Genomic DNA, 22,560 nt, shown 5'->3' with positions numbered 1-22,560 from the left:
CCCGCGCTCGCCGGGCCCCGGACCCCCGCCGCCCCGGCCCCGGTCGTCACGCGCGCCGCCCTCGATCCCGCGCTGGTGCAGGGGCGCGGCGCGAAGGTGGCGTTCGCGGAGCAGGAGGCCGAGAACGCGGTGACCGACGGGATGGTGATCGGGCCGGACCGGGACGCGTACACCCTGCCGTCCGAGGCGTCGGGGCGTCGGGCGGTCCGGCTGGCGCCCGGGCAGCACGTGGAGTTCACGCTGCCCGCGGCGGCCGACGCGATCACCGTGCGCTACAGCATCCCGGACGCGCCGGGCGGCGGCGGGATCACGGCGCCGCTCGACGTCTCGGTGAACGGCCACAAACGGTCCACGATGACGCTGACCTCGCGGTACTCCTGGCTGTACAACCAGTACCCGTTCTCCAACGACCCGGGCGCCGGGCTCCTCCACCCCGACTGGTGGATCACCGAGTGCGGCTGCGTGCCCGCCGCGACCACGCCCGCCCCGGTCGTGGACAAGCCGTTCCGGCCCAGCCACTTCTACGACGAGCAGCGCCTCCTGCTCGGCCGTACGTACCGCGCGGGCGACACCGTACGGCTGACCGTGCCGGCCGGCAGCCGGGCCGCGTGGACGGTGATCGACCTGCTGGACTCCGAGCGGGTGGGGCTGCCGCACGTCGAACTGCTCGCCGCCAACGTCCTCGCGTTCGGGGCCGACCCGACCGGGCGGCGGGACGCGGCGGGGGCGATCGAGAAGGCGATCGCGTTCGCCCGGCGCGCCCATCTGAAGGTGTACATCCCGCCGGGCACGTACCGGGTGGACCGGCACATCCTGGTGGACGACGTCACGATCACCGGCGCGGGCAACTGGTACACGAAGATCAAGGGCCGTGAGGTCGCCCTCGCCGAGCCCGCCGCCGACGGGTCCACGCACACCGGCGTCGGCTTCTACGGGAAGTCCGCGGCCGAGGGCGGCAGCCGCGACGTGCATCTGTCGGGCTTCGCCATCGAGGGCGACGTGCGCGAGCGCGTCGACACCGACCAGGTCAACGCGATCGGCGGCGCGATGAGCGATTCGTCCATCGAGGGCCTGCACATCAGCCACACCAAGGTCGGCATGTGGTTCGACGGCCCGATGAGGAACCTCAAGGTCTCCGACACCGTGATCGTGGACCAGATCGCGGACGCCATCAACTTCCACACCGGCGTGACCGATTCACGCGTCACGAACACCTTCGTACGCAACTCGGGCGACGACGGCCTCGCGATGTGGGCCGAGAAGACCACGAACGCCCGCAACACCTTCGACCACAACACCGTGCAGACCCCGGTCCTCGCCAACGGCATCGCGATCTACGGCGGCAGCGACATCGCCGTCTCCGACAACCTCGTCGCCGACCCGGTCCGCGAGGGCAGCGCGCTGCACCTCGGCTCCCGCTTCGGCGCCGAGCCCTTCGCCGGGAAGGTGGACCTGGCCCGCAACACCACCGTCCGCGCGGGCACGTTCGAGCTGAACTGGAAGATCGGGCTCGGCGCGCTGTGGGTCTACGCCCTGGACCGGAGCATCGACGGCGCGGACATCCGGGTGACGGGCAACGACTTCCTCGACAGCACGTACAACGCGGTCATGCTGGTCTCGGACTGGGCGGTGAAGGACCGGTACGTCATCGAGAACATCCACTTCAAGGACATCCGGGTCGACGGCACGGGCACCTCGGTGCTGAGCGCCCGCGCGGCGGGCGGGGCCACCTTCGAGAACGTGGACGCGCGCAACGTGGGCGCGGTGGGCGTCAACAACTGCGGCTCGTTCAACTTCCCGTCGACCGGTTCGGAGTTCGGCCTCACGGACCTGGGCGGCAACGACGGCGGCTGGCTCGCGCCGTGGCTGCTGCCGAACACGATCACCTGCGACGACCGCCCGGAGGTGGTCCCGCCCCCGGCGCCGTCCGGCTGGTGACCGTTGCCGCCTGATGGGCGGACCTCACCCGTGGTTCCGCCGCCGGAGCCCGCGAGATGGGCGCCGGCGGCGGGCCGTGGCGGCGGGCTGTGGCGGCGGGCTGTGGCGGTCGCGGCCTACTCGTCAGCCGTCTTCACCTTGTCGAGGCGCCACCCGACCATTCCGGTGGCTCGCCCCACTCGGTCACCGTCGATCCTTACCGTGGCCGTCGAGACCGAGAGTCTTCTCGACCTGTTCGCCCAGCCTGTCGTCACGGGTGGCGGACGCGTCCGAGGGCTCTGCCTCCCGGCCCGACCGCTCGGTGATGTGCTCGGGCCGTCGGCGTCGCCCGTACACACCGTCACGAGGGCCGCGGCCACCAGTGCGGACCCGCAGAGGAGGAGCCTGCGTAGAGAAAGGCCCGGAATACGTGTCATGAGTTCGTCGACCCATACCGCCACCCGACCTCTTTGGTAGGAATCCTCGCGGTGCCCGAGCCGACCTTCACCTTACTGCGGCGATCCGAACTGGCCGGGCGCGGCATCGTCCGGCTCGGCGGCTTCCGTGCAACCGCTGCGGACCGACGCGCCGCGCAGGAAGAGTCGGCCTGAAGGCGTGCGCTCAAGTCGGCGGGCGGGGCCGACAACTGGCCCCGTGCGTACGATGACCAGCCACCCACGCGACCCACGGGAGACCTCCGGCATGGCCGTCATCCACCGCACCACCCTGTCGCCGACCAAGCTCGAACTGCTCACCACCTGGCTTCCGACCCGCCCCTGGTACGTGGGCTCCGCCGCCCCGGCCCTCGTCAGGTCCGGCGGATTCCGGCTGGACGACCCGCAGGGTGAGGTGGGCATCGAGTTCATGGTGGTCACCGACACCTCGGGCGCCGAGCCGGTGCCGTACTTCGTGCCGCTCACCTACCGTGGAGCGGCGCTCGAAGGCGCGGAGGACGCCCTCATCGGCATGAGCACGCACGGCGTGCTCGGGAAGCGCTGGGTGTACGACGGCTGCCAGGACCCGGTCCTGGTGGCGCAGCTGCTCGCCCTGCTGGACGGCCGCGCGGAACCCCAGGCCCAGAGCGTGAGCGACACCCCGGACCCGACGATCACGCACGCCCGCAGCGGCGCCCCCTTCGGCCCGGCGACCCCCGGGGCGACGGACACCCCGGAGGGCACGGACCTGCCCGTCCCGGGTGCGGTCCTCCACGTGAACCGCGTCCTGCGACCTGCCACCGACGCACCGGAGGGCGCGCCGGGCCACGTGTCCGGCCCCTGGCGCACGCCGGAGGACGCGGAGGTGCGGGGGGCGTTCGCGGAGGTGCGTACGGCGTAGCGGCCCGGAGGCCGGGACTCACCGGTCGGCGCGGCCGGGGGGAACGACCCATTCGGCGGGCCGGCCGGCTCCCGACCCCTGGATGAAACGGTCGTTCTTCTCGGATAGGCGATAGGGGCATGCGTCCCGCGCCGGGATTCGCGACCGGGACGCGACCGGGACGCGGGTGGACGTCCCGGTCGGTTCGTCCTCCGTGGCCCGGGATGTCTCTGGGACGGGAAGTCCTGGTGGGACGGGTGGCGGGGTCCCGAGCATGGAGCCCTGTCCGAGTCACGGACCGCCCTGCCGGGGCAGCTCGTGACCGCTTACGAGATGGGGGAAACCTTCCATGTTCAAGACCGTTCTCCGGCGCGGAGCCGTCGCCTTCGGCACTGCCGCCATCGCCGTCACCTCGCTCGCCGGCGTCGCCCAGGCCGACGTGGGTGTCGCGTACATCAAGCCCGATCAGCGCGGTACGGCGGTGGTCTGCGTGCAGCGGGGGCTGGAGCTGGCGGGATACAACCTCGTGCGTGACGGCGTGTACGGCCAGGCCACGTACGCGGCCCTGACCGACTTCCAGCGCCACCACGGCCTCTCGGCGGACGGCATCGTCGGCCCGAGGACCGGTGACGTCCTCTACTACGACTACCTCAAGTACTCGGGCGGCCTGATCGAGGGCGAGGTCTGCCCGACGCTCATCCCCACCACCCACTGACCTGCCCCGAGGCCCCACCGCCGCCCCCGTGCCGTCACCCGGCGCGGGGGCGGCGGTGTTCCGGGCCGTCACGAGCGCCGTGACTTCGCGTGCTCACGTCCCACCCGTGGTGGCTCAGCGCTTGGGGCGGTCCGACTTGGGGATCAGGCCCGCTCGTACGGCGCGGGCCTTGGCGCGGACCTGTTGGGTGGGGAGGGTCGGGGTCCGGCGGGTGGGATGGCCCGCGCAGGGGCGGCACTTGCCGCCGGGGAGCGCGTCGGCGGTGCCGGGGGCCCGGCACTCGCTGCATTCCAGGGTCCGCAGGACCGGGCGGGGTTCGCGGGCCGGGGGCAGCTTCGTCTGGAGGCGCTTGGCCACGAAGGCCGCCGGGTGGTGGATCCGGTCGGGGAGCCCGGCGGTGAGGGCCCGGAGGATGTCGGTCTCCGTGGCCCCCCTGCTCAGCCACTCCGACGTCTGCGGTTCCAGCGCCACGCAGTCGTGGTGCGACAGCGACAGCACGGGGGCCTTGCGGCCCAGCGCCGCCAGCAGGATGAACGCCTTGGAACGCGTTTCCCGCCGGGTCTCCTCGGGTACGTCGCCCCGGCTGAAGCCCGCCCACCAGGTGTCGTCGCGCGCGGTGCGGGAAAAGAACGTCCGGGTGACCCACAGCAGGTTCGTCCCGTTCGCCACGCACTCGCTGCCCCGGCGCAGGTGCCCCGCCTCTTGAAGGCGGTTCAGCGACGTCCGGATCGCGCACTGCCCGTACGGAAGCGTCTTGGCCAGCGTCTTCACGGAGATGTCCGCGCCGTCGCACAGCCCGTCGATGTACGCCGCGATGGCCGCGTCGCGGGGGTTGAGGTGCGTGAAGTCCTGTCCCGTACGGGGGCGTTGGTCCGGGGCGGAACGTTTGCCGTATCCGGGGCTCGCCATCGGGTGGCCGGGGAAGGGCGCGCTACTAGACTGGTCGTCAGCCATCTGATCGTCTCCGTCAGCCTTCGATCGAGGTGGTCAGGCCCCTGGCGGTGTTCGCGCACCGGTGGGGGCCGTCTTAGGTCTATGTCCTCGCTGAAGCTAAAGCGTGCCTACCGTCCGTCGCAACTTGATCGCGAAAAGTGAACCCTTGCGGGTAACGGGGGCGGGTGGGTGGGTAAAGGCCCGCCCAACCAATCCATTCAAAAGGCGCTCGGAACTCAGGGCTTGAGCCCCGGGGCGGGAAGGGCGCGCGGAGAATGGAAGCGCCGGAGCTGCGGGTCTATCGTGCCCTTATGCCGGTTGATCTGATTCGCATCGTTTCCCGGGACTCGCCGATGGCACTCGCTCAGGTGGAGCGCGTGCGCGCCGAGCTGGCCGCGCACCGTCCCGGCGTCGAGACCGCCGTCCTCCCGGTGAAGACGACCGGTGACAAGTGGATGGGCGACCTCAGTGAGGTCGAGGGCAAGGGGGCGTTCACCAAGGAGGTCGACGCGGCCCTCCTCGCCGGGGAGGCCGACCTCGCCGTGCACTGCGTCAAGGACATCCCGGCGGACAGGCCCCTTCCCGCCGGCACGACCTTCGCGGCCTTCCTCAAGCGGGACGACATCCGCGACGCGCTCATCCACCCCGGCGGCCTCACCCTCGACCAGCTCCCGGCCGGTACCCGGATCGGGACCTCGTCGGTCCGCCGCATCGCCCAGCTCGCCGCCGCGTACCCGCACCTGGAGTGCGTCCCGATGCGCGGGAACGCGAACAGCCGTCTGGCGAAGCTCGACGCGGGCGACGCCGACGCACTGATCCTGGCCGCCGCCGGTCTCGAACGAATCGGCCGGACCGACGTCATCACCGAGGTCTTCTCGACCGAGACGATGATGCCGCCGATCGGCGCCGGAGTCCTCGCGCTCCAGTGCCGCGAGGGCGACACCGAACTCATCGACGTCATCAGCCCGCTCGGCGACCGCGACGCGTACCGGGAGACGCAGGCCGAGCGGATGCTCCTGCACGTCCTGCAGGGCCACTGCAACAGCCCGATCGCCGGTTTCGCCCGGGTCGAGGGCAACGGCGAACTGTCGCTCCGCGCCTGCGTGTTCTCCCCGGACGGCAAGACCGTGCTCAACGCCCACGAGTGGGCGGGCCGCCTCGACCCGGCCACGCTCGGCACGTCCGTCGCCGTCGCCCTCCTCCGGCAGGGGGCGCGCGACGTGATCGACGGCATCGCGCACTAGGCGGCGAGGGTCGGCCCTTGGGGCAGGGGCCCCTGCGGCGTCACCTCTTCGGTGTGGACGACGGCGTCGAACCAGGTGGTGAGTGAGGTGCCGGACATGTGGTGGGAGTCGTCGTGCCGGGGGTCGTACGACGGGCCGATCAAGCGTGTACGGGTCGGGGCGTCCAGGACGCGGCGCACCGGCTCGGGGCGGGGGAGGGCCAGGTCCAGGAGATAGGCCCGCCTGTTCCCGGCGGCCGCGCTCAGTGTGCTGTCCACGAAGTCCGGGTGCGGTGCGGGCAGGGCTTGGCCGATCGAACCGTGCGCCACGGTCAGGCCGATGGAACGGAAGCCCGTTCCCATGCGCTCACGCAGGTAACCGCCCATGTTCTGGTGCGTCTGCGGCGGCGCGGAGGGGGACACGGACACGGTGCGCGGGTTGCCGATGGCGGTGTGCGCCATGCCGCCCCAGTAGACGACCTTGTCTCCCGTGTGGCGTTGCCACCAGGCCGCCCCGTCGGCGAGTGCGCGTTCCGCTTCCGCCAGGGCGCTCGCCTGTGCGGCCGGTGGCTCCGCGAGACGTACCGGGTCGTCCGGGTGGCGCTCGTTGTGCGACCGCATCCACCGGACGAGGTCGTGGATCTCGGCGGTCCGCCAGAACGCCCGCGCCTCCGCCAGCATGGCTGCCGGGTCTCCCGCACCGGTGGCCACGTAGGCCGCCAGGCCGAGCCTGCCGGGATCGTCACCCTCCAGGACGACGCTCCGGAACCCCTCCTCCTCCACCAGCAGGCGCACGATCCGGTGCGCCGTCACCGACAGTTCGCGCGTCTGCCGGGTGGCGGCTCCCAGCGCCACGATTCTCGCGTCGCGCACCAGCGGGGCCAGCGGGCGCAGGTCGTCCAACGGCTCGTCGGGCTTTCGCGCGGTGAGCGCGCGGGAGTTCTCCCTGATCCATTCCGTAGCTGTCTGCATGGGAGAGATCGTGTTGCCTCAAGCATGGTTGAGGTCAAGGGGCCGGTACCACCGCCGCCGTCAGTGGTACCGGCTTCCGGTTCTCGCCGCGTCAGCCGCGCTTGAGGTCGGTGACGAACTGCTGCCAGGCGGCCGTTGCGAACACGACCGCCGGGCCGTCGGTGACCTTGGAGTCGCGGACGGGGACGACGTCGGGGATGCCGTCGAGGACTTCGAGGCAGTCGCCGCCGTCGCCGCCGCTGTACGTGGACTTGCGCCAGGTGGCGACCTCTACACAGTCGCCGCCGCTGCCGCCGCTGTAGCTGGACTTGCGCCAGATGGCCGTGGACAGGTCGTAGTCAGAACCGCTGCGCTTCATGCTCGTAGCCCTCCACCGTTCGTCGTGGTCGTGGGCCCGGAACTCGAACCAGGCCCCACAGGTCAGCCGTGCTTGAGGTCGGTGACGAACTGCTGCCAGGCGGCCGTTGCGAACACGACCGCTGGGCCGTCGATGACCTTCGAGTCGCGGACGGGGATGATGTCCGGGATGCCGTCGAGGACTTCGAGGCAGTCCCCGCCGCTCGGACCGCTGTACGTGGACTTGCGCCAGGTGCCGACCTCTACGCAGTTTCCACCACTGGCATCGTTGTACGAGGACTTCTGCCAGGCGGCCGTGGAAAAGTCGTGGTCAATGCCCTTGTGCTTCATGCTCGTAATCCTCCGCCACCGACTCGATCAACGCCAGGGACGCTGCCGGTGAGAGCGCGCTGGCCACGACCAGATCGTAGGTCAGTTCGTACTGGCGGACCGTTGCTGGATCGTCCTGCAACTGCCCTGTTCCCAAGGTTTGTAGGTAAGCGAGCGGTGGGGCGTCGGCGAATGTCATCAGCTTGAGCGAGCCTTCGATGGCCGTGTGCGCACCGGCCGAGAAGGGCAACACCTGCACGACAATTCGACGCTGCGTCGCTAGTTTTGCGATGTGGCGGAGAGCCGCCGCCATGACCTTCGGTCCGCCTACCCGTCGGCGTAACACTGCCTCATCCAACACGGCCCACAACAACGGCGTGGTTGGATCAGTGAGGATGTGTCCGCGTTCGAGTCGTGCCGCCACTGCTTCTTCGATCGCGCACTCCGTAGCGGTGGGAAGACCCCCTCGGAACAGGGCTCGCGCGTACGCCTCTGTCTGCAACAAACCCGGGATGAGCTGCGGCGCGTACTCCCTGATCTCCGTCGCGCGGGCCTCCGCCTCGGCCGCCTCCGCGAAGTGGTCCGGGTACTTCGACTTCTTCAGTGCCGCGCAATTGCGCTTGAAGAAGCCGTCCGCGCTCAGGATCTCGTCGAACTTGACCGCCTGGTCCATCTGCATGCGCCGGACCCCGGACTCCAGCTGACCGATGAACGAGCCGCTGACGAACAGCGGAGCGCCAAGTTCGCTCTGGGAGAGGTCCGCGCGTTCTCTTCGGTGGCGGAGTTCGGCGCCCAGGAGGGCTCGGGGGGATGACGAGGGGTCGAGCTTCCTGGGACCTGGCATGACAACTCCCTGTTGCACACGTGCGTTTGTTGGGCCTGCGCCTCTTCCAGGCTAGCGAGAGAATCACCACTCTGGGTATGCATCGTCGTTACTCAGTGTGGAAGGAATGGATCATGACGACTACGGAACGGCGCAGAGCGGCAGTGGCGAAGATTCGGGAGGCCGAGGAGGTGGTGGCGTCGCTGAGAGAGGGCTTCGCGCGGGCCGGGGTGAAGCTGCCCTCGCTGCGCATCGACGCGGCCTCGTGTGCGGGTGACGACCCGGCGGTCCTGGTGGACCTGGGGCGCTGCAACCTCGCGGCGGCGCAGCAGCTCAGCAGGGTGCTGGCGGAGAAGGCGGCGGCCTCATGACGGGCGGGGACGGCCTGGAGGCTTGTACGCCGGAGCCGGGGTCGTTCGCCGTGGATGTACGGGACGGCCGGATCGGCCGGGTGCTGGGGCGCGTCGGGCCGTACGTGCGGCTGCGGCCCCCGGGCGGTGGGCCGGCGTGGGACTGCCCGGCGGACTCCGTACGGCAGGCGCCGCCGGGGGCGGTGCTGCGGGCGCGGGTGACGGAGATCAACCGGGAAGGGCAGTTGCCGAGGTGACGGTGCCTTCCAGGGGGCACCGGTTCACGTTGATCCACTGCCCCGTGGGGCGGCGGCCACGCCCGGACTGCCCGGAGTACGAGGCGATCAGGGCGGCCCCGCCGGAGGGGTGCCGGGTCGAGGAGTTCGGCGCGTACTTCGGGCTCGCCTGCGAACGGCAGGGCGCGACCCTGCTCGACGCGGTGGCCGAGGTGTGCGCCGAGATCAGGACCGGGCACGGCCTGCTGATGACCGATCTCGGAATCGAGAAGCTGTGGGAGTGGTCGTCGGACGGCACGGACGGGTGGGGCGCGGAGATCGTCGGCCAACTGCTCCTTATGGCGGCCGAGCGGGGGCCGAAGCTCGGCTACGGGGTCGAGGACCTGGTGCGGTTCCTGCGCACAGCCGCCGGGCGCTCGCAGAGTGACCGTTAGCCTGCGGGGATGGTGACCATGGACACGGAAAGCGATGCGCACGTCGCCCTGCGGGCCGCGTCGGCGGGGGCGGCCGTCGTACGCGAGATGTACGGGGCGTCGCTGGCGCGGTACGAGAAGGGTGGCGGTGACTTCGCCACGGCCGCCGACATCGCGGCGGAGGAGGCCGTCCTCGACGTGCTGCGCGCGGCCCGGCCCGATGACGCGGTGACGGGTGAGGAGAGCGGGGCCACGGGGGCGGCCGGGGCGGGTCGCCGGTGGCTGGTGGACCCGCTGTGCGGAACGCTCAACTACGCGGTGGGCAACATGCTCGTCGCGGTGAACGTCGCGCTGCGGGACGCCTCTTCCGGCATCGTGGCGGCGGCCTCGGCCGATCCGTTCAGCGGCGAGGTCTTCTGGACGGACGGGGCGGGGGCGTGGGTCCGGGGTGCGGACGGCCGGGACGAGCGCCTCATACCCTCGGCGGGCTCCCGCCTGGTGGACCTGAACCTCGACCCGCCGTTCCCGCACGGGGCGGAGTTCCGTGCGGCGGAGCTGCTGGTCGCGCCGGAGTTCTCGGGGAGTGGCGCGGGGGCCGGTTTCCGCCCGCGCGTCGTCTCCAGCACGGTGGCCGTCGCGTGGGTGGCGGCGGGGCGCCGGGCGGCGTACATCACCGACGGCGGCCCGGGCCTCCGCCTGGACAGCGTCCACTTCGCGGCGGGCATCGCGCTCTGCGAGGCGGCGGGCTGCGTGGTGACGGGGATCGACGGCCGGCCGGTGGACCGGGGCGCGGGCGGGCTGGTGGTGGCTGCGGACCGGGAGACGCACGGGGTGCTGCTGGGGCTGGTCCAGAGGCAACGGTGAGCGGCGCTCGGTGCGTCGCTCACACGAACGTGGGACGCTGAGGAATGCGGCCCCATGCCGCGAAACCGCCGATCCACGCTCCCCGGACAGGCTTCAGAAGAAGGGACCCGCGATGACCGCCGCGATGGTCGAACACCAGCAGGGCCCTGAAGGCCGCCAGTGGGACTACCTCCTGCGCACCTGGCAGGAACTGGACGTGCCCGAGGGGTGGCGCGCCGAGATCGACGAAGGGCAGATCGTCTTGGTACCGCCGCCGCACGCGCATCACAACGGGATCGCCGAAAGGGTGCAGCGCCGTCTCTACGCGAACCTACCCGACGAGTTGGGGGTCTACCAGACGCTGGGCGTGCACGTCGCCCCGCTCGACAAGCTCTACGTCCCCGATCTCGTGGTGATGCCGTCCGAGCTGATCGACGCCGCCGATCCCGACGTCAGCGCCCCCATGGACGCCTCCGAAGCCCTCCTCGTCGTGGAGATCACCTCGAAGGGCAACGCCCGCGAGGACCGTACGAAGAAGTACCGCGCCTACGCCCGGGCCGGGGTGCCGATGTACCTGCTGATCGACCGGTTGGACACCCGGGGCGCCATGGCCACCCTGTTCACGGAGCCGGGCGGGCACGGCACGTACAAGCACGCGGACGCGGTGCCGTTCGGTAAGCCGCTCGCGCTTCCCGCGCCGTTCGACGTCACGCTGCCCACGGACGGCTTTCCGGTCTGAGGGGAACAGCAAAGCGGCGGCCCCTCGGTCGAGGGGCCGCCGCTTCGTGCTGTGTGTCAGACCGACGCGGGTGCCTTCTGGGCTGCCGGGGCCGGGTTCGGCGTGGCCGTCGGGGCCGGCTCCTCCTGGCTCACGTTGAACTCCGCCAGGAGTCCCTTGCTGAAGCCGAAGAAGTACGTGGCGAGGAAGCCCGCGAGGTAGCCGACGACCAGGCCGCCCGCGTAGATCGCGATCGTGGCGCCCAGGCCGTGGTTGCCGTCGAGCAGGGGGAACAGGGCCCAGCCCGACGGGCCGATCGCGGTCGAGCCGACCGCGTCGCCCAGCTGGTTGAAGAAGCCGACGAACGCGCCGCCGAACGCACCGCCCACGCAGGCCGTGATGAACGGGCGGCCCAGGGGGAGCGAGACGCCGTAGATCAGGGGCTCGCCGACGCCCAGGAAGCCGGCGGGCAGGGCGGACTTGATGGTCTTGCGGATCGACTCGTTGCGCGGGAGGCGGAAGTACGTGGCGATGGCCGCGCCGACCTGCCCGGCACCGGCCATGGCGAGGATCGGGAGCAGGACCGTGTAGCCCTGCTGCTCGATGAGCGTGGTGTGGATCGGGATCAGGGCCTGGTGGAGGCCCAGCATGACCAGCGGGAGGAAGAAGCCGCCCAGGATCAGGCCCGCGCCCGCGCCGCCGTTGGACAGCAGCCAGTCCGCGAAGTCGCCGGTCGCGGTGGAGACCTCACCCGCCACGTACATCAGGCCGAAGATCGTGACCAGGCCCGAGACGAGGACCGTCAGCGTCGGCGTGACCAGCACGTCCAGCGCCTCGGGCACCCAGCGACGGCACCACTTCTCCACGTACACCGCGAGGACGGCCGCGCCCAGGGCCCCGAGGACGCCGCCCTGGCCGGGGGCGAGCTTCTGGCCGAACGCCTCGATGTTCGCGACGCCCGGGAAGACGATGATCGCCGCCACCGCACCGCCCAGGATCGGCGTGCCGCCGAACTCCTTCGCGGTGTTGTAGCCGACGAAGACCGCGATCAGCGCCATGAAGCCGGAGGCCATCGCGGCAAGGGCGGGGGTGACCGAGGGCAGCCATTCGAGGTTGACCAGCAGGCCGTTGAGCCCGGCGATGATGCCGCAGCCGATCAGGGCCGGGATCAGCGGCACGAAGATGTTGGCGATCCTGCGCAGGAACAGCTTGAACGGCGTCGCGTTCTTCGCCTTGCGGGCCGCCTTCATCTCGGCGCCCTGCGCGGCCAGCTCCTCCGCCGTGAGCGGGGCGGCGCCGGCCGGGGCGGGGGCGGGAGCCTCGGCCTTGCCCTCCTCGACCAGCTTCTCGAACTCCGGCGTGACGCGGGCGACCGTACCGGGGCCGAGGACGATCTGGTACGTGTCGTCCTCGACCACGCCCATGACCGCGGGGACGGCCTTCAGCGCGTCGTCCTGGACGAGCGAACGGTCGTGCAGCCCGAGCCGGAGCCGGGTCATGCAGTGGGCGATGGAGCTGACGTTCGCGGCGCCACCGACGAGCGGAAGGATCGCGGCGGCAGTGGCGCGGTTCTTGTCTTCTGTAGCCATGGTGCGTGGTGCCTTGCTGTGCGGGGGACGTGGTGCGGGGTGGGTCAGGTGGTGCGGGGGGCGGCGGCGAGTGCGGCGCGGAGGTGGCCGTCCGACTCGGACAGGAGCGCGGCGGCCGTGGGGCCGTCGACCTGGCCGAGGATCGTCAGGATGGCGTTCTTCACCTCGCCGTCCGTGGCGGCGAGCGCCGCCTCGATCTCCTCGTCGGGCGCGCCCGTGGCCAGCGCGACGATGCGCCGGGAGCGGGCCCGCAGCTTCTCGTTGGAGGCACGCACGTCGACCATGAGGTTCCCGTACGTCTTGCCGAGGCGGATCATCGTGATGGTCGAGATCATGTTGAGCACGAGCTTCTGCGCCGTGCCCGCCTTGAGCCGGGTGGAGCCGGTCAGCAGCTCGGGGCCGACGACGACCTCCAGCGGATGCTCGGCGGCGGCGCCCAGCGCGGAGTCCGCGTTGCACGACAGGCCGAGGGTCAGGGCGCCCTTCGCGCGGGCGTGCTCCACGGCCCCGATCGCGTACGGCGTGCGGCCCGAGGCGGAGATGCCGACCACGGTGTCGTCGGCGGTGAGCTCCAGCGCCTCCAGGTCGGCGGCGGCCAGCTCCTTGCTGTCCTCCGCGCCCTCGACGGCGGTGACCATGGCGGACGGGCCGCCCGCGATCAGGCCGATGACGTCGGCCGGGTCCGTGTTGAACGTGGGCGGGCACTCGCTGGCGTCCAGCACGCCGAGCCGGCCCGCGGTGCCCGCGCCCGCGTAGATCAGCCGGCCGCCGCGGGCCATGCGCTCGGCGGTGGCGTCGATCGCGGCGGCGATCTCGGGAAGCCGCTCGGCGACGGCGGCCGGGACGGTCTGGTCCTCGCCGTTCATGATCCGGGCGATCTCCGCGGTGGCCAGCCGGTCGATCTCGGCGAGCTCCGGGCGGAACGCCTCGGTGGTGAGGGTCGCGAGCTGGGCGCGCAGCTCGCCGTAGCCGTCGGGGGTGGCGTCGGCGTCGGTGAGGGAGGTCATCGGGAGCGGCTCTGCTTTCTCGTACGGCGTGCGGGTGCGGGGCGGGTGCGGGGTGCTGCCGGAGGCGTCCGGGTGACGGTCAGCGGGTGCGCGGGGTGTGGCGGTGGGCCAGCGCCTCGTAGGAGGCGGCGAGGGCCGGGGCGGCCGTCTCGTACGTACGCTGGGCGACGCCTATGAACAGGCAGTCGACTACCAGGAGCTGGCTGGTGCGGCTCGACATGGCGGCCGGGCGCAGCTCGCTCTCGCGCGCCGTGGACGTCGTCAGCACGTGGTCCGCGTACTGCGTGACGGGGCCGTCGGGGCGGCCGGTGATCGCGACCGTCGTCGCGCCCCGGTCGAAGGCGACGCGCAGCGGCTCTATGACGTCGCCCGTCGAGCCGGAGTGCGTGATCGCGATGGCCATGTCGCCGGAGCGGAGCTGCACGGCGTTGGTCACCGCGAGGTGCGGGTCCGTGTGGGAGTGGGCGATGAGGCCGATCCGGGACAGCTTCTGGGCCAGGTCCTGGCCGACGAGGGAGGACGCGCCCACCCCGTAGATGTCGATCCGGCGGGCCGTGGCGGCGGCGGCGACCGCGGCGCCCAGCTGCACCGTGTCGAGCCCGGCGGCCGTGTCGGCGAGGGTCTGCTGCTCGTCGTAGGCCAGCTTGGCGACCACGTCGGCGATGGGGTCGTCCACCGCTATGTCCGCGGTGACGGCGGGAGCGCGGCCGGACTCCTGGTGGGCGGCGAGACCGGCGAGCGCGAGGCGCAGGTCGCGATAGCCCGGATATCCCAGGAGGCGGGCGGTGCGGACCACCGTCGCCTCGCTGGTGCCCGTCAGCTCGGCGAGACCGGTGACCGTCAGGGCGGCGCAGCCCGCCGGGTCGCCGGCGACGGCCTCGGCGACGCGCTGCATCGAGCGGGTCATGGACGGCGCCAGCGTCCGCACCTTGGCGGCGAGGGCCGCCGGGGCCGGCGGCGAGTCCGGAATGAAACTTTCCTTCAGGTCATGGGTCACCCTTGAAAGATATTTTCAAGCCCCGGGCCCGTCAACCCTCTTTGGTGTGACCTTTGAAAGAAGCGATTGACGTTGCGCCGGGGGGCCGTCCGCTGGGCGGGTGGACAATGGCTGCATGGAGCAGAATCCCCCGGAGACCGACCGGCCCGACCGCCTGGAACAGGCGCTGCACACCGCCCGCGCCCTCGTCATGGCCGACCTCGCCGCCGGAGACGTCGCCGAGGCGCAGATCGTGTCCATGGTCGAGGACGCGGTGACGCACCGCCGGTGGTGGGTGGAGCAGTGGCCGGAGGGTGCGGAGTTCGTCGTCGGCCTCATCGCCCAGGACGTGCAGGACGCGCTTCTGGAGCGGTACGGCCGCTGGCCGCTCTGCCCGGTCTGCGACGCGGGCGACCCGCACGCGCTGGACGTCGAGCCTGAGCTCGGGCCGCACCCGCACTGGGTCTGCACCAAGGCCGCCGTGGCGGTCGCCCCGGTCGGCGCGCTCAGCGGCATACTCCGGCGGTGAGGCGATGACGCTCTACATCGACCCGCCGACCTGGCCCGGCCACGGGCGCCTCTGGTCGCACCTGGTCAGCGATGTGTCGTTCGAGGAACTGCACGCCTTCGCGGCGTCCATCGGCGCCCCGGCGCGGGCGTTCGAGCGCGACCACTACGACATCCCGGCCGCGAGTTACGAGGACGCGGTACGGGCCGGGGCGCGGGAGATCGGCTCGAAGGAGCTGGTCCGGCGGCTGACCGAGGCCGGGCTCCGGCGGCCGAAGGGGCGCCCGGCGCCGAAGCCGTAAGCCCCTCAAGCCCCGCCGTACGCCATCGAGGCGTATGCCTCAGCGCGGTATGCCTCGGCGCTGTACGCCTCAGCCCGTCGCGCACTCCGTCGACTCCACCGGCGCCCCCTTGGGCGCCCCCGCCCCCGCCCCCGCGCCCTGGGCCACCAGCCGGGAGGCCGCCGAGCCGCGCGACCGCTGGAGCCGCAGCGAGAACACCACGGCCACCAGTGCCGCCACGGTCATCGCCGCCCCGGCCCAGGCCGTCGCCTCGAAGCCGAAGTCCGCGTCGATCACCGTGCCGCCGAGCCACGGCCCGCCCGTGTTGCCCAGGTTGAACGCGGCGGTCGTCGTCGCCCCCGCCAGCGTCGGCGCGGCGCCCGCCACGTTGAACATCCGGGCGTTGAGCGCGGGCGCGGTGTAGAACGCCGAGAGGCCCAGCAGGAACGACAGCGTGATCACCGCCGCCTGGTTCGACGCGAACAGCGCCAGCGCCGCCAGGAAGACCGTGGACGCGGCGATTCCGCTCAACAGCACCCCGAAGAGGTGCGCGTCCGCGACCCGGCCGCCGATCGTCGTACCGACCAGGGCGCCCACCCCGAACAGCGCCAGCACGGTCGGCACCCAGCCGGAGTCGAGACCGGCGACATCCGTGAGCAGCGGCGCGAGGTAGCTGAACGCGCAGAACACGCCGCCCGCCGCGAGGGCGGTGATCACGATCGACAGCCACACCTGGCGGTCGCGGTAGATGCCCATCTCCCGCTTGAGCTGCGGCTTCTCGGCGGGCAGCGGAATGCGCGGGATCAGCGTCGCCACGCCGACCAGGGCCACCGCCGAGGCCGCGCCGACCGCCCAGAACGCCGACCGCCAGCCCAGGTTCTCGCCGAGGAACGCGCCCAGCGGGACGCCCAGCACGTTCGCGATCGACAGGCCGCCGATCATCACGGCCATGGCGCGTGCGCGCGCGTTCACCGGCACCATCGCGATGGCGACGGCCGCCCCGACCGCCCAGAAACCGGCGCACGCGAACGCGCTGACCACGCGGGACGCGAACAGCACCTCGTACGTCGGCGCGAGCGCGCCCGCGACCTGGCCGAGGCCGAAGACCGAGATCAGCGTGATGAGCGTGGTGCGGCGCGGCAGCCGCAGCGTCGCCACGGCGAGCAGCGGGGCGCCGACCACCATGCCGATCGCGAACGCGGATATGAGGAGTCCGGCGCGCGGAATCGACACGTCCATGTCGTCGGCGATCGGAGGCAGCAGCCCGGAGAGCATGAACTCGCTCGTGCCCAGGGCGAAGACCGAGAGGCCGAGGATGTATACGGCCAGGGGCATACGGGACGGGGCACGCACGGCGGAGTCAGGCATGACAGGTGGCAACAGCGGAAACGTTCCTGACATTCCCCGGCCGACGGCTGCCGGCCGCCGGCCTCTGGCCCCCGGCCCCTCCCGGTCAGCGCGAAAGCAGTTCCAGCTCCGTCAGCAGGTTCTGCCGCGCCTTCGGCTCCCACTCCCTCCTCCCGTACGGCGTACGGAACAACTGCGGCAACCCCAGGAGCTGCCGCAGCACCGCCGCCCGGCCCTCCCGGAACGCCTCCTCCGGCACGAACCCGTACTCCTCGCGGACCTGCGCCGCGTACTCCCCGTACTCCTTCGGCGCCGCCGCCAGGATCGCCAGGTCCGCGTCGCACAGCACCTCTCCGTTGGTGTCCCCGGCGGCCGGGTCGTGCGTGACGGTGAGCCGGACGAGCCGCGCGACCTCCCCGGTCACCGCGTCCGGCACCCCGGCCTCCGCGAGCGCCCGCTCGGCGAGCACCGCGCTGCGCTCCTCGTTCTCCGACCGGTCGGGCCGGTACACGGCGTCGTGGAACCAGGCCGCCAGGCGTACGGCGTACGCGTCCGCGGCATGCCCGGCGAGCGTGTCGACGCGGTCCAGGACCGCCGCGAGGTGGGCGGTCGTGTGGTACCTGCGCTGCGGCTCGGCCCAGCGGGCGAGGAGGTTGTCGGCGTACGGAAGCGGATCGGGGCCGTCCGCCCCGCCCCGGGCCGCGACGAGGGTGTCGTGCCAGCGGGTGCGGAGCGCTTCCTCGTACTGCGCGCGGTCGTCCGTCATGCGGTCGAGGGTAGGCCGAAGTGGTCGGTGATGATCCGCAGGGTCACCGCGCCGTCCGCGTTGAACCCGGGCTCGGCCTCGTAACGCGGGGTCTCCCGGCCGACGATCCCGGCCGCCAGCAGCTCGCGTACCAGCAGGTCGCCGTGGCGGCGGGTCTCGCGGCGGGCGCCCATGTTGAAGTACGTGGTCGAGAAACCGCGCCTGCTGTGGATGAAGTGGAACGGGTGGGCCTCGCAGTGCGGAACCAGGTAGTTCTGCCCGTGCGGGCACTCGCAGGCCGGGGTGGAGGCCAGGAAAACGGTCTCCAGGGGGTTGGGGCTGCCGAAGCGCTCCTCGTAACGGAATCCGGTGAGGTAGCCCGCTTGGGTCGCGAGGTCGCCGCCGGTGTGCGTGGCCGCGTCGTGCGTCAGCCAGACCCAGCCGTCGGCCGCGCCCGCCGTACGGGCGGGGAGGCCCAGGCCGGAGTAGATGCCGCTCAGGGCGGGTAGGCCGAGGCCCCTGGCGTACGTGACGAACGTGTCCGCCGCGATGAAGGGTGCGGTCACAGCGCCGCCACCTCCCGGGCGAGCGGCGGCGAGGGAAGGCCGAAACAGGCGGCTATCGCGCGAACGATCCGGTCCTCCTTGTCGGCGTCGTGCTCGTCGCAGTCGTGGGCCGGATCGGTCTCCCAGGCGAGGCATTCCGCGTCGGGGCCTATGAGGTTCGCGGCGAGCAGTTCGGCCGACATGTGATCGGGGTTGTCGCCGACGCGCTGTTCCACGTCTTCGAAGCTGAAGTGGACGATCCACTTCCCGTCACGCAGGTAAGTGAAGTCCGGCCCGTGCGCCTTGGCGCTGCACGGCTCGGTCACGATGACCACGATCTCGCCTCCGGACGCACAGAGGCGGGTGTAGTCGATGTTGTCGTAGTCCTCGATCTCCCAGTTGGCCATCTCATGGACGGCCCATGTCCAATCCCCCGCCTCCCCCTCGGCAAGCGCCTCCCGCTGCTGTTCCCGCAGCCCCGAGACGAGCGCGGACCGGGACAGGCCCCGGGCGAACACGAGGTTGACCTCGTGGCCCGGGAACTCGCACGCACTGTCGATCCAAGTCATGCGGTGAGCGTAGACAGGGGGAGTGACAACGGGGCCGCGAAGGGGCCCCGTTGCCGGGCCCTCAGCGTGGTGTCAGTGGTCGTTGACGAAGTTCACGGCGTAGGAGCCCCGGCCGCCCTCGCCCTCGAAGGTGAGCCCGATGTTGCTGTACTCGTGCAGGTTGTACCTGCCGCCCTGGCTGGCGCGGTGCGTGACGCAGGTGCCCTTGCCCGTGTGCACGGCGGCCTTGTAGTGACTGATGTTCAGGTCCCAGTCATCGACCGTGACGAAGGCCCCGTGACCGTTCGCGGACGTGTCGCACACGGAGATGATGTCGCCGTGCTCCTCGACGTAGACCCGGACGCCCCTGCCGTTCCAGGTGTGGTCCCAGTTGATGCCGGTCGGCGCTCCGGCGGCACTGGCGGGTGTGGCGGTGACCGTGGTCAGAGCGGCGACGGCGGCCGCACCGAGCAGGGCGGCGGTGCTCCGGCGGCGCAGGCGGGAACGCTTGCCTGCAACCGTGGTCGTGGTGCGCTGCATAGATCCTCTTCTTGCTCGTCGTACGGACTGACGTGCCGGTCCGGGAGCGGTGGTGCGGTCCTCCGCAGGCCGGCCGCAGACTACGACGCGCGCGAGCGGTGATCCGGTTGCCGTCGGCAGGGACCCGGTCGGAAACATATGCGCGCGACACACGCGCGAGGGCTCTGGCACCCTACGGACGGGCGCCGGCCCGCTGTTCCTCTATTGCCGACCGGGATGGGTGAGCGATGACTTTCGTGCTGGTGGGACCGGTTCTGGAAGGTTCGCGGGTACGGCTCGAACCGTTGGAACACCGGCACGCGGAGGGCCTGTTGCGCGCGGGGCAGGAGGACCGGAGTTCGTACGGGTACACCTGGGTGCCCGGGCCCGGGGAGGTCGAGGGGTACATCGAGGCCCAGTTGGGAAGGGCCGCCGCGGGAAAGCTGGCCCCCTACGTGCAGGTGGACCGGGAATCCGGGCGGGTCATCGGGGCCACGGCGTACTGGGAACCGCGCTGCTGGCTGGACGACGGCAGCCTCACCGCCATCGAGGTCGGCTTCACCTGGCTCGCCGCGTCCGCTCAGGGCACCGGGGTGAACACCGAGTCCAAGTACCTGCTCTTCCGGCACGCCTTCGAGGAGTGGGGCGTCGCCCGGGTGGACCTGAAGACCGATGCGCGCAACCGGCGTTCGCGGGCCGCCATCGAGTCGGTGGGCGCCACGTTCGAGGGTGTGCTGCGGAACTGGTCCCCTTCGTGGGCGCCCGGCGAGGAGGGACGGCTGCGGGATTCGGCGATCTTCTCCATCACGGCGCAGGAGTGGCCGGACGCACGGGAGCGCCTGGAGTCGCGGATGCGGCGGGGGGCCGCGTAGACGCGAACCGCCCGCCCCGGACGGACCCGGCGCGGGCGATGTGTGGCGGACGGGCTGGAATCACCCCTCGCCCCGGAACCTCCGGAGCCGTAGCGAGTTGCCGACCACGAACACCGACGAGAAGGCCATCGCCGCGCCCGCGATCATCGGGTTCAGGAGGCCCGCCGCGGCCAGCGGGAGCGCCGCGACGTTGTACGCGAAGGCCCAGAACAGGTTCGTCCGGATGGTGCTGAGCGTCCGGCGGGCCAGGCGGATCGCGTCCGCCGCCGCGCGCAGGTCGCCGCGGACCAGGGTCAGGTCGCCCGCCTCGATGGCCGCGTCGGTGCCCGTGCCCATCGCCAGGCCCAGGTCGGCCCGGGCCAGCGCGGCGGCGTCGTTCACGCCGTCGCCGACCATGGCCACCGAGCGGCCCTCCGCCTGGAGGCGCTTGACGACGTCCACCTTGTCCTGCGGCATGACCTCCGCGTAGACCTCGCCGATCCCGACCTCGGCCGCGACCGACTCCGCCACCGCCCGGTTGTCGCCGGTCAGCAGGATGGGCGTCAGGCCCAGGCGGCGCAGGCGGGTGATCGCCTCCGCGCTGGTGTCCTTCACCGCGTCGGCCACCTCGATCACCGCGCGCGCCTCGCCGTCCCAGGCGACCGCGATCGCCGTGCGGCCGGCGGCCTCCGCCTCGGCCTTGCGGGCGGCCAGGTCCGCCGGGAGGCGGATCTCCCACTGGGCGAGGAGCTGTTCGCGGCCGACGAGGACCGCGTGGCCGTCGACGACGCCCTGTACGCCGAGGCCGGGGAGGTTGGTGAAGTCGTCGGGGGTGGGGAGGGGTGTGCCGGTGCGGTCGGCGGCTCCGGTGGCCACGGCCTGGGCGATGGGGTGTTCGGAGGCGTGTTCCAGGGCGCCGGCGAGGCGGAGGGCGTCGGTCTCGGTGGTTCCGGGGGTGGTGTGGACGGTCTGGAGGGTCATCCGGCCGGTGGTGACCGTGCCCGTCTTGTCGAGGACGATCGTGTCGACCCGGCGGGTGGACTCCAGGACCTCGGGGCCCTTGATCAGGATGCCGAGCTGGGCGCCGCGCCCGGTGCCGACCATCAGCGCGGTCGGTGTGGCGAGGCCCAGCGCGCACGGGCAGGCGATGATCAGGACCGCCACCGCCGCCGTGAACGCGGCCGTGAGCCCCGCGCCGTCCGCCAGCCAGAAGCCCAGGGTGCCGAGCGCGAGCGCGATGACCACGGGGACGAACACCGCCGAGATCCGGTCCGCGAGGCGCTGCGCCGCCGCCTTGCCGTTCTGCGCGTCCTCGACCAGCTTCGCCATCCGGGCCAGCTGGGTGTCCGCGCCGACGCGGGTCGCCTCGACCACGAGACGGCCGCCCGCGTTGAGCGTCGCGCCGGTGACGGTGTCGCCGACGGCGACCTCGACCGGGACGGACTCGCCGGTGAGCATGGACGCGTCCACCGCCGAGGAGCCCTCGACCACGGTCCCGTCCGTGGCGATCTTCTCGCCCGGCCGGACCAGGAAGCGGTCGCCGACGTGCAGGTCCGCCGTGTCCACGGTCACCTCGCGGCCGTCGCGCAGGACCGTGACCTCCTTGGCGCCCAGTTCGAGGAGGGCCTTCAGCGCGGCGCCCGCCTTCCGCTTGGACCGGGCCTCGAAGTAGCGCCCGGCGAGGATGAACGCGGTGACGCCGGCCGCCGCCTCCAGGTAGATGTTCCCCGCGCCGTCGCTGCGGCCGATGGTCAGCTCGAACGGGTGCGTCATGCCGGTCATCCCGGCGGTGCCGAAGAACAGCGCCCACAGCGACCACAGGAACGCGGCCGAGGTGCCGAGGGAGATGAGCGTGTCCATCGTCGCCGCGCCGTGCCGGGCGTTGGTCCACGCGGCCCGGTGGAACGGCCAGCCCGCGTACGTGACGACGGGCGCGGTGAGGGTGAGGGCCAGCCACTGCCAGTTGTCGAACTGGAGCGCCGGGACCATCGACATCGCGATCACCGGCACGGCGAGGAGCACGGCCGTGATCAGCCGCTGCCGCAGGGTGTCCGCCTCCCGTGGGGCGGGTACGGCCTCGTCCTCCGCGGTACGCGCCGGGGGCGCGGGTTCGTGCGCGGTGTAACCGGTCTTCTCGACCGTGGCGATGAGGTCCTGTACGGAGACGGCGGCGCCGTCGTAGGTCACGTGGGCCTTCTCCGTGGCGTAGTTGACGCCGGCCGTCACGCCGTCCATCCGGTTGAGCTTCTTCTCGATACGGGCCGCGCAGGAGGCGCAGGTCATGCCCCCGATGGCCAGTTCGACCTCGGCCTCGGCGGTATGCGTGGTGGGCGCGGTGTGCGCTGGCACGGGGGCCTCCTCGTGGTCCTGGGTACCCCGTCCTGGGTACCCCCTGGGGGTATCTCTCTTCGGTCATGTATACCCCCGCCCCCTATCTGGAGGCAAGGGTGATCCTCTATGGGGTGCGCAGGGCGCGCCGGTCGGTCGCCCGGCGTCCGTTCGGCCTCGCGTATCTTCACGTTC

General features: G+C 71.9%; 27 protein-coding genes. 13 read left to right on the top strand and 14 right to left on the bottom strand.

Annotated elements, in window-relative coordinates; all coding sequences use genetic code 11:
- The 4 genes from G3I41_RS07095 to G3I41_RS07085 all read left to right on the top strand — a co-directional run.
- The coding region (locus G3I41_RS07095; protein WP_164399446.1) for a glycosyl hydrolase family 28-related protein at positions 1-1,938 on the top strand (1,938 nt) is incomplete at its 5' end.
- Between the two features lie 467 nt (positions 1,939-2,405).
- Positions 2,406-2,528, top strand: coding sequence for a hypothetical protein (locus G3I41_RS37360; RefSeq protein ID WP_275408391.1), 123 nt, complete (start codon positions 2,406-2,408; stop codon positions 2,526-2,528).
- Positions 2,529-2,619: 91 nt separating this feature from the next.
- On the top strand, positions 2,620-3,252 hold the full coding sequence (locus G3I41_RS07090; protein WP_164399447.1) for a 1,4-alpha-glucan branching protein: 633 nt from the start codon (positions 2,620-2,622) through the stop codon (positions 3,250-3,252).
- 328 nt (positions 3,253-3,580) lie between these two features.
- Positions 3,581-3,946, top strand: coding sequence for a peptidoglycan-binding domain-containing protein (locus G3I41_RS07085; protein ID WP_164399445.1), 366 nt, complete (start codon positions 3,581-3,583; stop codon positions 3,944-3,946).
- Between the two features lie 114 nt (positions 3,947-4,060).
- Here the strand turns inward: G3I41_RS07085 and G3I41_RS07080 are convergent, their stop codons facing one another.
- A complete protein-coding gene (locus G3I41_RS07080) occupies positions 4,061-4,855 on the bottom strand; it encodes a hypothetical protein (RefSeq protein WP_239081511.1) in 795 nt (264 codons plus the stop codon).
- 335 nt (positions 4,856-5,190) lie between these two features.
- On the opposite strand from G3I41_RS07080, the gene hemC reads away from it, so the two are divergent.
- Positions 5,191-6,123 (top strand): hydroxymethylbilane synthase, encoded by a 933-nt coding sequence (gene hemC / locus G3I41_RS07075; RefSeq protein WP_164399443.1) that lies wholly within the window; start codon positions 5,191-5,193, stop codon positions 6,121-6,123.
- On the opposite strand, the gene G3I41_RS07070 is transcribed toward hemC, so the two are convergent.
- The 4 genes from G3I41_RS07070 to G3I41_RS07055 all read right to left on the bottom strand — a co-directional run bounded on the left by G3I41_RS07070 (position 6,120) and on the right by G3I41_RS07055 (position 8,583).
- Complete coding sequence (locus tag G3I41_RS07070) at positions 6,120-7,073, bottom strand: erythromycin esterase family protein (RefSeq protein ID WP_164399442.1); 954 nt, start codon at positions 7,071-7,073, stop codon at positions 6,120-6,122. The two genes, hemC and G3I41_RS07070, sit on opposite strands and share 4 nt — an antisense overlap.
- A gap of 91 nt (positions 7,074-7,164) precedes the next feature.
- Complete coding sequence (locus tag G3I41_RS07065) at positions 7,165-7,431, bottom strand: DUF397 domain-containing protein (RefSeq protein ID WP_164399441.1); 267 nt, start codon at positions 7,429-7,431, stop codon at positions 7,165-7,167.
- A gap of 62 nt (positions 7,432-7,493) precedes the next feature.
- Positions 7,494-7,760 carry a DUF397 domain-containing protein gene (locus tag G3I41_RS07060; protein WP_164399440.1) on the bottom strand — a complete coding sequence of 89 codons (267 nt, stop codon included), beginning with the start codon at positions 7,758-7,760 and terminating at the stop codon, positions 7,494-7,496.
- Complete coding sequence (locus tag G3I41_RS07055) at positions 7,741-8,583, bottom strand: helix-turn-helix transcriptional regulator (protein ID WP_164399439.1); 843 nt, start codon at positions 8,581-8,583, stop codon at positions 7,741-7,743. Before G3I41_RS07055 ends, G3I41_RS07060 begins: the two co-directional genes overlap by 20 nt.
- 113 nt (positions 8,584-8,696) lie before the next feature.
- Between G3I41_RS07055 and G3I41_RS07050 the strand changes: the two genes are divergently transcribed.
- The 5 genes from G3I41_RS07050 (at position 8,697) to G3I41_RS07030 (ending at position 11,143) form a co-directional block, all read left to right on the top strand.
- The gene (locus G3I41_RS07050; protein ID WP_164399438.1) at positions 8,697-8,933 is read left to right on the top strand and encodes a hypothetical protein; all 237 of its coding nucleotides are present in this window, start codon (positions 8,697-8,699) and stop codon (positions 8,931-8,933) included.
- The gene (locus G3I41_RS07045; protein WP_164399437.1) at positions 8,930-9,169 is read left to right on the top strand and encodes a hypothetical protein; all 240 of its coding nucleotides are present in this window, start codon (positions 8,930-8,932) and stop codon (positions 9,167-9,169) included. Before G3I41_RS07050 ends, G3I41_RS07045 begins: the two co-directional genes overlap by 4 nt.
- Before the next feature lie 44 nt (positions 9,170-9,213).
- A complete protein-coding gene (locus G3I41_RS07040) occupies positions 9,214-9,582 on the top strand; it encodes an amidase (RefSeq protein WP_343242077.1) in 369 nt (122 codons plus the stop codon).
- A gap of 9 nt (positions 9,583-9,591) precedes the next feature.
- Positions 9,592-10,425 carry an inositol monophosphatase family protein gene (locus G3I41_RS07035; protein ID WP_164399435.1) on the top strand — a complete coding sequence of 278 codons (834 nt, stop codon included), beginning with the start codon at positions 9,592-9,594 and terminating at the stop codon, positions 10,423-10,425.
- Between the two features lie 112 nt (positions 10,426-10,537).
- On the top strand, positions 10,538-11,143 hold the full coding sequence (locus tag G3I41_RS07030) for a Uma2 family endonuclease (protein ID WP_164399434.1): 606 nt from the start codon (positions 10,538-10,540) through the stop codon (positions 11,141-11,143).
- 56 nt (positions 11,144-11,199) lie between these two features.
- Here G3I41_RS07030 and G3I41_RS07025 read toward each other — a convergent pair whose 3' ends face one another.
- The 3 genes from G3I41_RS07025 to G3I41_RS07015 all read right to left on the bottom strand — a co-directional run bounded on the left by G3I41_RS07025 (position 11,200) and on the right by G3I41_RS07015 (position 14,715).
- The gene (locus G3I41_RS07025) at positions 11,200-12,711 is read right to left on the bottom strand and encodes a PTS transporter subunit EIIC (protein WP_164399433.1); all 1,512 of its coding nucleotides are present in this window, start codon (positions 12,709-12,711) and stop codon (positions 11,200-11,202) included.
- A 44-nt stretch (positions 12,712-12,755) separates the two neighbouring features.
- Positions 12,756-13,718, bottom strand: coding sequence for an N-acetylmuramic acid 6-phosphate etherase (gene murQ, locus G3I41_RS07020; protein WP_164399432.1), 963 nt, complete (start codon positions 13,716-13,718; stop codon positions 12,756-12,758).
- Positions 13,719-13,797: 79 nt separating this feature from the next.
- Entirely contained in the window at positions 13,798-14,715 is a 918-nt protein-coding gene (locus G3I41_RS07015; RefSeq protein WP_164399431.1) for a MurR/RpiR family transcriptional regulator, read from the bottom strand.
- 115 nt (positions 14,716-14,830) lie between these two features.
- On the opposite strand from G3I41_RS07015, the gene G3I41_RS07010 reads away from it, so the two are divergent.
- Positions 14,831-15,223, top strand: coding sequence for a hypothetical protein (locus G3I41_RS07010; protein WP_164399430.1), 393 nt, complete (start codon positions 14,831-14,833; stop codon positions 15,221-15,223).
- A gap of 4 nt (positions 15,224-15,227) precedes the next feature.
- A complete protein-coding gene (locus G3I41_RS07005) occupies positions 15,228-15,503 on the top strand; it encodes a DUF4031 domain-containing protein (RefSeq protein WP_164399429.1) in 276 nt (91 codons plus the stop codon).
- Positions 15,504-15,572: 69 nt separating this feature from the next.
- Here G3I41_RS07005 and G3I41_RS07000 read toward each other — a convergent pair whose 3' ends face one another.
- From G3I41_RS07000 to G3I41_RS06980, 5 genes are all read right to left on the bottom strand, one after another.
- The gene (locus tag G3I41_RS07000) at positions 15,573-16,817 is read right to left on the bottom strand and encodes a Cmx/CmrA family chloramphenicol efflux MFS transporter (RefSeq protein WP_164399428.1); all 1,245 of its coding nucleotides are present in this window, start codon (positions 16,815-16,817) and stop codon (positions 15,573-15,575) included.
- Between the two features lie 118 nt (positions 16,818-16,935).
- Complete coding sequence (locus G3I41_RS06995; protein ID WP_164399427.1) at positions 16,936-17,595, bottom strand: hypothetical protein; 660 nt, start codon at positions 17,593-17,595, stop codon at positions 16,936-16,938.
- The gene (locus G3I41_RS06990; protein WP_164399426.1) at positions 17,592-18,140 is read right to left on the bottom strand and encodes a hypothetical protein; all 549 of its coding nucleotides are present in this window, start codon (positions 18,138-18,140) and stop codon (positions 17,592-17,594) included. The genes G3I41_RS06995 and G3I41_RS06990 overlap by 4 nt, the downstream gene beginning before the upstream one ends.
- Positions 18,137-18,688: a hypothetical protein gene (locus G3I41_RS06985; protein WP_164399425.1), complete on the bottom strand. Its 552-nt coding sequence runs from the start codon at positions 18,686-18,688 to the stop codon at positions 18,137-18,139. The genes G3I41_RS06990 and G3I41_RS06985 overlap by 4 nt, the downstream gene beginning before the upstream one ends.
- A 72-nt stretch (positions 18,689-18,760) precedes the next feature.
- The gene (locus tag G3I41_RS06980) at positions 18,761-19,207 is read right to left on the bottom strand and encodes a hypothetical protein (RefSeq protein ID WP_164399424.1); all 447 of its coding nucleotides are present in this window, start codon (positions 19,205-19,207) and stop codon (positions 18,761-18,763) included.
- Positions 19,208-19,434: 227 nt separating this feature from the next.
- Here G3I41_RS06980 and G3I41_RS06975 point away from each other — a divergent pair, with 227 nt between their 5' ends.
- On the top strand, positions 19,435-20,058 hold the full coding sequence (locus G3I41_RS06975) for a GNAT family protein (protein WP_164399423.1): 624 nt from the start codon (positions 19,435-19,437) through the stop codon (positions 20,056-20,058).
- 60 nt (positions 20,059-20,118) lie between these two features.
- Here the strand turns inward: G3I41_RS06975 and G3I41_RS06970 are convergent, their stop codons facing one another.
- Entirely contained in the window at positions 20,119-22,386 is a 2,268-nt protein-coding gene (locus G3I41_RS06970; protein ID WP_164399422.1) for a heavy metal translocating P-type ATPase, read from the bottom strand.
- Positions 22,387-22,560 lie beyond the last annotated feature (174 nt).

The sequence above is a fragment of the Streptomyces sp. SID9727 genome, assembly GCF_010550605.1.
Lineage (GTDB): Bacteria > Actinomycetota > Actinomycetes > Streptomycetales > Streptomycetaceae > Streptomyces.
Note: the sequence above shows the minus strand (reverse complement) of the source record. Positions and strands in the feature narration are given on the sequence as shown.

What these genes read in the sequence shown, in the direction of transcription:
- murQ (WP_164399432.1), bottom strand. Translation starts at nt 13,718, where the DNA reads ATGACCTCCCTCACCGACGCCGACGCCACCCCCGACGGCTACGGCGAG.
- G3I41_RS07060 (WP_164399440.1), bottom strand. Translation starts at nt 7,760, where the DNA reads ATGAAGCACAAGGGCATTGACCACGACTTTTCCACGGCCGCCTGGCAG.
- G3I41_RS06985 (WP_164399425.1), bottom strand. Translation starts at nt 18,688, where the DNA reads ATGACTTGGATCGACAGTGCGTGCGAGTTCCCGGGCCACGAGGTCAAC.
- G3I41_RS07035 (WP_164399435.1), top strand. Translation starts at nt 9,592, where the DNA reads ATGGTGACCATGGACACGGAAAGCGATGCGCACGTCGCCCTGCGGGCC.
- G3I41_RS07080 (WP_239081511.1), bottom strand. Translation starts at nt 4,855, where the DNA reads ATGGCGAGCCCCGGATACGGCAAACGTTCCGCCCCGGACCAACGCCCC.
- G3I41_RS07025 (WP_164399433.1), bottom strand. Translation starts at nt 12,711, where the DNA reads ATGGCTACAGAAGACAAGAACCGCGCCACTGCCGCCGCGATCCTTCCG.
- G3I41_RS07000 (WP_164399428.1), bottom strand. Translation starts at nt 16,817, where the DNA reads ATGCCCCTGGCCGTATACATCCTCGGCCTCTCGGTCTTCGCCCTGGGC.
- G3I41_RS07045 (WP_164399437.1), top strand. Translation starts at nt 8,930, where the DNA reads ATGACGGGCGGGGACGGCCTGGAGGCTTGTACGCCGGAGCCGGGGTCG.
- G3I41_RS07065 (WP_164399441.1), bottom strand. Translation starts at nt 7,431, where the DNA reads ATGAAGCGCAGCGGTTCTGACTACGACCTGTCCACGGCCATCTGGCGC.
- hemC (WP_164399443.1), top strand. Translation starts at nt 5,191, where the DNA reads ATGCCGGTTGATCTGATTCGCATCGTTTCCCGGGACTCGCCGATGGCA.
- G3I41_RS07055 (WP_164399439.1), bottom strand. Translation starts at nt 8,583, where the DNA reads ATGCCAGGTCCCAGGAAGCTCGACCCCTCGTCATCCCCCCGAGCCCTC.
- G3I41_RS06975 (WP_164399423.1), top strand. Translation starts at nt 19,435, where the DNA reads ATGACTTTCGTGCTGGTGGGACCGGTTCTGGAAGGTTCGCGGGTACGG.
- G3I41_RS07005 (WP_164399429.1), top strand. Translation starts at nt 15,228, where the DNA reads ATGACGCTCTACATCGACCCGCCGACCTGGCCCGGCCACGGGCGCCTC.
- G3I41_RS07070 (WP_164399442.1), bottom strand. Translation starts at nt 7,073, where the DNA reads ATGCAGACAGCTACGGAATGGATCAGGGAGAACTCCCGCGCGCTCACC.
- G3I41_RS07050 (WP_164399438.1), top strand. Translation starts at nt 8,697, where the DNA reads ATGACGACTACGGAACGGCGCAGAGCGGCAGTGGCGAAGATTCGGGAG.
- G3I41_RS07010 (WP_164399430.1), top strand. Translation starts at nt 14,831, where the DNA reads ATGGAGCAGAATCCCCCGGAGACCGACCGGCCCGACCGCCTGGAACAG.
- G3I41_RS07030 (WP_164399434.1), top strand. Translation starts at nt 10,538, where the DNA reads ATGACCGCCGCGATGGTCGAACACCAGCAGGGCCCTGAAGGCCGCCAG.
- G3I41_RS07090 (WP_164399447.1), top strand. Translation starts at nt 2,620, where the DNA reads ATGGCCGTCATCCACCGCACCACCCTGTCGCCGACCAAGCTCGAACTG.
- G3I41_RS07085 (WP_164399445.1), top strand. Translation starts at nt 3,581, where the DNA reads ATGTTCAAGACCGTTCTCCGGCGCGGAGCCGTCGCCTTCGGCACTGCC.
- G3I41_RS06980 (WP_164399424.1), bottom strand. Translation starts at nt 19,207, where the DNA reads ATGCAGCGCACCACGACCACGGTTGCAGGCAAGCGTTCCCGCCTGCGC.
- G3I41_RS06995 (WP_164399427.1), bottom strand. Translation starts at nt 17,595, where the DNA reads ATGACGGACGACCGCGCGCAGTACGAGGAAGCGCTCCGCACCCGCTGG.